Source organism: Paracoccus sp. pheM1 (assembly GCF_018499825.1).
GTDB classification, from domain to species: Bacteria; Pseudomonadota; Alphaproteobacteria; order Rhodobacterales; family Rhodobacteraceae; genus Paracoccus; species Paracoccus versutus.
In genome coordinates this window covers 1,003,388-1,010,000 of sequence record NZ_JAGXCX010000002.1, presented here as the reverse complement: position 1 = coordinate 1,010,000, position 6,613 = coordinate 1,003,388, and the positions used below count along the sequence as shown (strand labels likewise).

Sequence of the window (6,613 nt, the reverse complement as noted above, 5' to 3'; positions counted from 1 at the left end):
ATGGACGGGCCCCCTTTCTTCGGGATGACGGGTCTTTCTTCTTCCGGATCAAATCAAGCGCGATAAGGGCGTTTGGTGGATGCCTTGGCAGCAAGAGGCGATGAAGGACGTGATACTCTGCGATAAGCCATGGGGAGCTGAGAATAAGCTTTGATCCATGGATCTCCGAATGGGGAAACCCACCTGAAACTCGATTGTTGTTACCCTTGGGTATCAACAATTGGGTTAACCAGGTACTTATCACCTGAATACATAGGGTTTTAAGAGCGAACCCGGGGAACTGAAACATCTAAGTACCCGGAGGAAAGGAAATCAACAGATACTCCCCCAGTAGCGGCGAGCGAACGGGGACCAGCCGAGCCGTGAGAATGACCAGAATGGCCTGGAAAGGCCAGCCATAGCGGGTGACAGCCCCGTATGGGAAGTTTGATCGGACGCATTAAGTAGGGCGGGACACGTGAAATCCTGTCTGAAGATCGGGGGACCACCCTCGAAGGCTAAGTACTCCTTGCTGACCGATAGCGAACCAGTACCGTGAGGGAAAGGTGAAAAGCACCCCGACGAGGGGAGTGAAACAGTTTCTGAAACCGGACGCCTACAAGCAGTCGGAGCCGCCTTGCGCGGTGACGGCGTACCTTTTGTATAATGGGTCAACGACTTGGTCTATCTAGCAAGCTTAAGCCGTTAGGTGTAGGCGCAGCGAAAGCGAGTCTTAAAAGGGCGAATGAGTTAGATGGATCAGACCCGAAACCAGATGATCTAGGCATGAGCAGGCTGAAGGTTGGGTAACACCAACTGGAGGGCCGAACCCACACCTGTTGAAAAAGGTCGGGATGACTTGTGCCTAGGGGTGAAAGGCCAATCAAATCTGGAGATAGCTGGTTCTCCGCGAAAGCTATTTAGGTAGCGCCTCGGACGAATGCCCACGGGGGTAGAGCACTGCATGGATGATGGGGGCCCACAGCCTTACTGAGTCTAAGCAAACTCCGAATACCGTGGAGCACTATCCGGGAGACACACGGCGGGTGCTAACGTCCGTCGTGGAGAGGGAAACAACCCTGACCAACAGCTAAGGCCCCCAATTCGTGGCTAAGTGGGAAAGCATGTGAGACTTCCAAAACAACCAGGAGGTTGGCTTAGAAGCAGCCATCCTTTAAAGATAGCGTAACAGCTCACTGGTCTAGTCAAGAGGTCTTGCGGCGAAGATGTAACGGGGCTCAAGCCACGAGCCGAAGCTTTGGGTGTGCATTTATGCACGCGGTAGCGGAGCGTTCCGTGATATAAGCTCTTGCCTTTTCTATCCTGTCTCCCTTGCAAGAGGGTGGGATAGCGGAGGCGCGAGCTTTACTGTGAAGCCGGGCCGTAAGGCATCCGGTGGAGTGATCGGAAGCGAGAATGTTGACATGAGTAGCGACAAACAGGGTGAGAGACCCTGTCGCCGAAAGTCCAAGGGTTCCTGCTTAAAGCTAATCTGAGCAGGGTAAGCCGGCCCCTAAGGCGAGGCCGAAAGGCGTAGTCGATGGGAACCAGGTTAATATTCCTGGGCCAGGAGATGGTGACGGATCGCAGGTGTAGTTCCTCCTTATCGGATTGGAGGGGCTGCTGAGCGGTTCCTGGAAATAGCCCTCCACAAGACCGTACCCTAAACCGACACAGGTGGACTGGTAGAGAATACCAAGGCGCTTGAGAGAACCACATTTAAGGAACTCGGCAAAATACCTCCGTAAGTTCGCGAGAAGGAGGCCCCGTTGGCAGGCAACTGTCGGCGGGGGGCACAAACCAGGGGGTGGCGACTGTTTACTAAAAACACAGGGCTCTGCGAAGCCGTAAGGCGACGTATAGGGTCTGACGCCTGCCCGGTGCCGGAAGGTTAAAAGGAGAGGTGCAAGCCTTGAATTGAAGCCCCGGTAAACGGCGGCCGTAACTATAACGGTCCTAAGGTAGCGAAATTCCTTGTCGGGTAAGTTCCGACCTGCACGAATGGCGTAACGACTTCCCCGCTGTCTCAAATGTGGACTCAGCGAAATTGAATTGTCTGTGAAGATGCAGACTTCCCGCGGTTAGACGGAAAGACCCCATGCACCTTTACTATAGCTTCGCACTGGCATCAGGATTGCGATGTGCAGGATAGGTGGTAGGCATTGAGCCCGGGACGCCAGTTCCGGTGGAGCCATCCTTGAGATACCACCCTTCGCACTCTTGATGTCTAACCGCGGCCCGTTATCCGGGTCCGGGACCCTGCGTGGTGGGTAGTTTGACTGGGGCGGTCGCCTCCCAAAGAGTAACGGAGGCGCGCGAAGGTTGGCTCAGAGCGGTCGGAAATCGCTCGTCGAGTGCAATGGCAGAAGCCAGCCTGACTGCAAGACTGACAAGTCGAGCAGAGACGAAAGTCGGCCATAGTGATCCGGTGGTCCCGAGTGGAAGGGCCATCGCTCAACGGATAAAAGGTACGCTGGGGATAACAGGCTGATGATGCCCAAGAGTCCATATCGACGGCATCGTTTGGCACCTCGATGTCGGCTCATCTCATCCTGGGGCTGGAGCAGGTCCCAAGGGTATGGCTGTTCGCCATTTAAAGAGGTACGTGAGCTGGGTTTAGAACGTCGTGAGACAGTTCGGTCCCTATCTGCCGTGGGTGTAGGATACTTGAGAGGAGTTGCCCCTAGTACGAGAGGACCGGGGTGAACGTTCCACTGGTGGACCAGTTATCGTGCCAACGGTAGTGCTGGGTAGCTATGAACGGACAGGATAAACGCTGAAGGCATCTAAGCGTGAAGCCCCCCTCAAAACAAGGTATCCCTTGAGAGCCGTGGAAGACCACCACGTCGATAGGCCGGAGATGTAAGCGCAGCAATGCGTTCAGTTGACCGGTACTAATCGCTCGATAGGCTTGATTTGATCCGGAAGAAGACAGACCAGCTTGTCAAGGACAAGCAGCCCGCCTTCTTCCAAAAGCATCCTTGGACAATGTCTTCCCGATCCCGAAGCGGCGAAAGCCCGAAGGGAAGCGGAAACGCCGATCTCGCTCCTTTTCCGGTCTGGTGGCTTTAGCACGAGCAAAACACCCGATCCCATCCCGAACTCGGCCGTTAAGTGCCGTCGCGCCAATGGTACTGCGTCAAAAGACGTGGGAGAGTAGGTCACCGCCAGACCTGAAAAGAAGCGAAAATCTCTCGGAACGAAAAAGCACCGCAAACCACGCGATGCAAATGGCGCGGGGTAGAGCAGCCCGGTAGCTCGTCAGGCTCATAACCTGAAGGTCGCAGGTTCAAATCCTGCCCCCGCAACCAACGATAATTGCGAAACCTCCGTAGCATAAAGCGCGGAGGTTTTTGCGTTTCTACGCCCGGGCTTCCGCGATACCGCCATCCGACCCAGAAGATTGTCCAGCGCCTCGGCCTCCGACAGGAAATCCGGGTTCTTGCGGCCCGCGGCGAAGCGCAGGATCGCGCCGAGATCGCCGCGCAGCACGATCGCCAGTTCGCCATCTTCCGGCACCAGCGTCACCTGATCGACCAGAGACCGCAGGATCTCCGCCGCCTGTGTGCGGCTGTCCTCGTGCCGCAGGCTCTCGGTAAGTTCGGCGATCCGTTGGGCATAGAGCGCCGCCATGTTCGGGTGCAGCAGGGGAGGCGGCTCATCGGCATTGGCCAGCTTCTCCGTCAGCTCGGCCTTCCGTGCTTCCAGTTGTGTGATCTTGTCCTTGAGCGTCAGCGGCGGGACGCCCTGCAGGATGGCGTCGATGGCCTTGTCGAGTTCGCGGGTCGTGCGATCCAGTTCCCGGCGCGCGACCTCGAGATCGGCGCCACGTTCCAGCCGCAGCCGGTTCACCTCTTTGGTGAACTCGGCGCAGAACTCCCGGAACAGCTCCGGCTCCATCAGGTGTTTTTTGAGCCCGTTGAGGATCGAGGCCTCCAGCGCATCGCGACGAATGTTGACCCGGTTGTCGCAGGTGCCCTTGTTGCGCGCCGTCGAGCAACCCAGCAGGTCCTTGGAGATCATCGAATAGCCGCCACCACAGCAGCCGCATTTGACCAGGCCGGCGAAAAGGTGCTTCGGGCGCCGCCGGTCGTTCAGCGGATTGCCTTCCTGTCGCGTGCGGGTCGAGAAGGCGAGTTCGCCCTGCCGGGCCTTGACCGCGTCCCACAGGCCTTGGTCGACGATGCGCAGATCCGGCACCTCCTGTGTCACCCATTCGCTTTCCGGGTTGAGCCGCGACACCCGCCGGCCGGTATCGGGGTCCTTGACGTAGCGCAGCCGGTTCCAGACGAGGCGGCCGACATAAAGCTCGTTGTTGAGGATGCCGGTGCCGCGCTCGCGATTGCCATGAATCGTCGACGGCCCCCATTCCCGGCCCATGGGCCCGGGGACGCCTTCGCGGTTCAGCGCCATGGCGATGGTGCGCGAGGAGAGGCCGGCATTGTAATCGGCGAAGATGCGGCGGATGACGGCGGCCTGTGCCTGGTTGATCATGCGGTCGCCGCGGATCGGCTCGCCATGGGCGTCGAACTGCTTCACCACGTCGTAGCCGTAGGAATTGCCGCCGCCGGACTTGCCGTCCTCGACCCGGCCGCGCAGGCCCCGCCGGGTCTTGTCGGCCAGGTCCTTGATGAACAGCGCGTTCATCGTGCCCTTGAGGCCGACATGCAGCTCGCTGATCTCGCCCTCCGACAGCGTGAACATCCTCACGTCGGCATAGCGCATGCGCTTGTAGATGCCGGCGATGTCCTCCTGATCTCGGCTGACGCGGTCCAGCGCCTCGGCCAGCACCATGTCGAAGCGGCCGCGCGTGGAATCCATGACCAGCGCTTGGAGGCCGGGACGCCGGATCATGCTGGAGCCGGAGATGGAATGGTCGGAATATTCCTCGACCACTTGCCAGCCCTCCTTCTCGGCCCGCAGCCGGCACATGCGGAACTGGTCGGCGATCGAGGCCTCGCGCTGCAGGTCGGAGGAATAGCGGGCGTAGATGACGGCGCGCAGGGTCATGGGCGGATCTCCGCGCGGAGGGGCAGGTCAATCGTCAGGGGCGCCGCGTTCGGCGGCGTGATCGGCGCGGGCGGCATCGCGGGCCAGGGCCCGGATGAGGGCAAGTAGCTGGTCGTGATGCTGCGCGGGTTGCCGATTCCCGGCAAGGGCTTTGTCGGTGGTGTCGGCCGAAGCAGAGGGGTCGGAAGAGGCCGAAGCGGAGGTCGCCGTCTGTGCGGCACCCTCCCTGTCGACAATATCTCTCCGGTCTCGTGCCATGGGCCGAGCTGCTCCCTGCGCCGGAGGGCAGGGCCCGCCGGCGTTCGCTGATGATGATCCTGTGCGGGGATGAGCCCGCTGCTGTTTGGATGATCATAGGGCATGGGGATGGCTCTCTCAGGGCAAAACACGGCTCTCGGGTCTCATGAATGTGGATAACCACCTGAAAATACGGAAATCTCACTCCCAAGAGGGGTAGAACGCACTTGGGGGAAACGGAAATGCACCCGGGTCCCGGATCAATCCGCGCCCGATCACTGTGATAAAATATTACCTGGAGGGAGTTCTCCGGATTTTACGGGGCAGGGCGTATGACCCGGCTTCCAGATCGCCCCGATGCTTCATCCGGAAAACTCCGGCCTGTCCGGGTATAGCCGTTTGACGACGGCCCTGCGCATGCGGATGGCGAGGCTGTCGTGGAAGATCTCCATCGCCCGTTTCCGCTCAAGCGGGGGGAGCCAGCCGTCCGGCCACCGCCATTTCGAAAAGAACAGCCAATCCAGATCATGGATGCGCAGGACGATCAGGCCCTGACGCACGGAGTCGCGGGTGAGCGGCAGGCAGACCACCCGGTTGGCGCCGTATTCCGCGCGCAGCCCCTCTTGATGGGCCTCGCGCCGGATCAGCCCCTCGGTCACGTCCGCCTCGGTGATGGTGACCAGCCGGTCCAGCCTGCGGCGGATGTCCTCAGGCATTTTGTTGACGGCCCGGTCCAGCGCCTGCCGGAAGCGCGGATCGGCGGAGATGTCCAGGTTCCATTCCGGCGGTTCCTCGCGCCAGAGCACCGGCTCCGCGGTTGCGGTCCACTGGCCGGCATCGACCAGGCCAAGCGCGTGCAGAACCGAAAGCGCCTGCGGGGCCGCCCAGGCTGGGCCAAGCCGATGCGCGGCCATGATGTTCGGTGGCGGCAGGACCGCGCCCACCCGCCGGCCCCACCATGCGGCGATCTCTGGGGATTCGCAGCCGTCGGGCAGTCTATAGGACAGAAGCCCGCATTGACTGGCGAGGCTGAGCATGGTGACGCAGATATCGTCCCATCTGGGAAGAATGTCCGGCAGCCGGGGGTGGGCGAGCGGCCGGGCTCCACGCCCGGTCTCCTCGGCCTGGCCGAGGGCGATCAGCGCCTCACAGCCGAATTGATAAGCGGAAGTGAACATATGGTCCCATTCCTCGCCCTTGCGATCAAGGACGGGAAGGTTGGATTCGATGAGGTGGATCACTCGAGGGATCCAAGTCGCTGGATTTGGATGGTGGATCATTGCTGGTTTCCTCGTCTATTGCGGGATGGGTTGCGTATGACGAACCGGGATTCTCGAATTCCGTGGGGATGCCGACGATTTGCTTCGGGCGCGCCGTATCTCTTTGT

General features: G+C 60.1%; 2 protein-coding genes, 1 tRNA gene and 2 rRNA genes. 3 read left to right on the top strand and 2 right to left on the bottom strand.

Features of this window, described 5'->3' with window-relative positions:
* Positions 1 to 51: 51 nt before the first annotated feature.
* From KF941_RS19075 to KF941_RS19065, 3 genes are all read left to right on the top strand, one after another.
* A 23S ribosomal RNA gene (locus tag KF941_RS19075) occupies positions 52 to 2,898 on the top strand.
* A 139-nt stretch (positions 2,899 to 3,037) separates the two neighbouring features.
* Positions 3,038 to 3,152 (top strand): 5S ribosomal RNA (rrf, locus tag KF941_RS19070).
* A gap of 61 nt (positions 3,153 to 3,213) precedes the next feature.
* Positions 3,214 to 3,290, top strand: a tRNA-Met gene (locus KF941_RS19065).
* Here the strand turns inward: KF941_RS19065 and KF941_RS19060 are convergent.
* Together KF941_RS19060 and KF941_RS19055 are read right to left on the bottom strand one after the other, a co-directional pair.
* Complete coding sequence (locus tag KF941_RS19060; RefSeq protein ID WP_214274622.1) at positions 3,247 to 4,983, bottom strand: recombinase family protein; 1,737 nt, start codon at positions 4,981 to 4,983, stop codon at positions 3,247 to 3,249. The two genes, KF941_RS19065 and KF941_RS19060, sit on opposite strands and share 44 nt — an antisense overlap.
* A 605-nt stretch (positions 4,984 to 5,588) precedes the next feature.
* A complete protein-coding gene (locus tag KF941_RS19055; RefSeq protein WP_214274243.1) occupies positions 5,589 to 6,506 on the bottom strand; it encodes a hypothetical protein in 918 nt (305 codons plus the stop codon).
* Positions 6,507 to 6,613: the final 107 nt, after the last annotated feature.

Coding starts and splice junctions, on each gene's coding strand:
- KF941_RS19055 (WP_214274243.1), bottom strand. CDS start 6,506: ATGATCCACCATCCAAATCCAGCGACTTGGATCCCTCGAGTGATCCAC.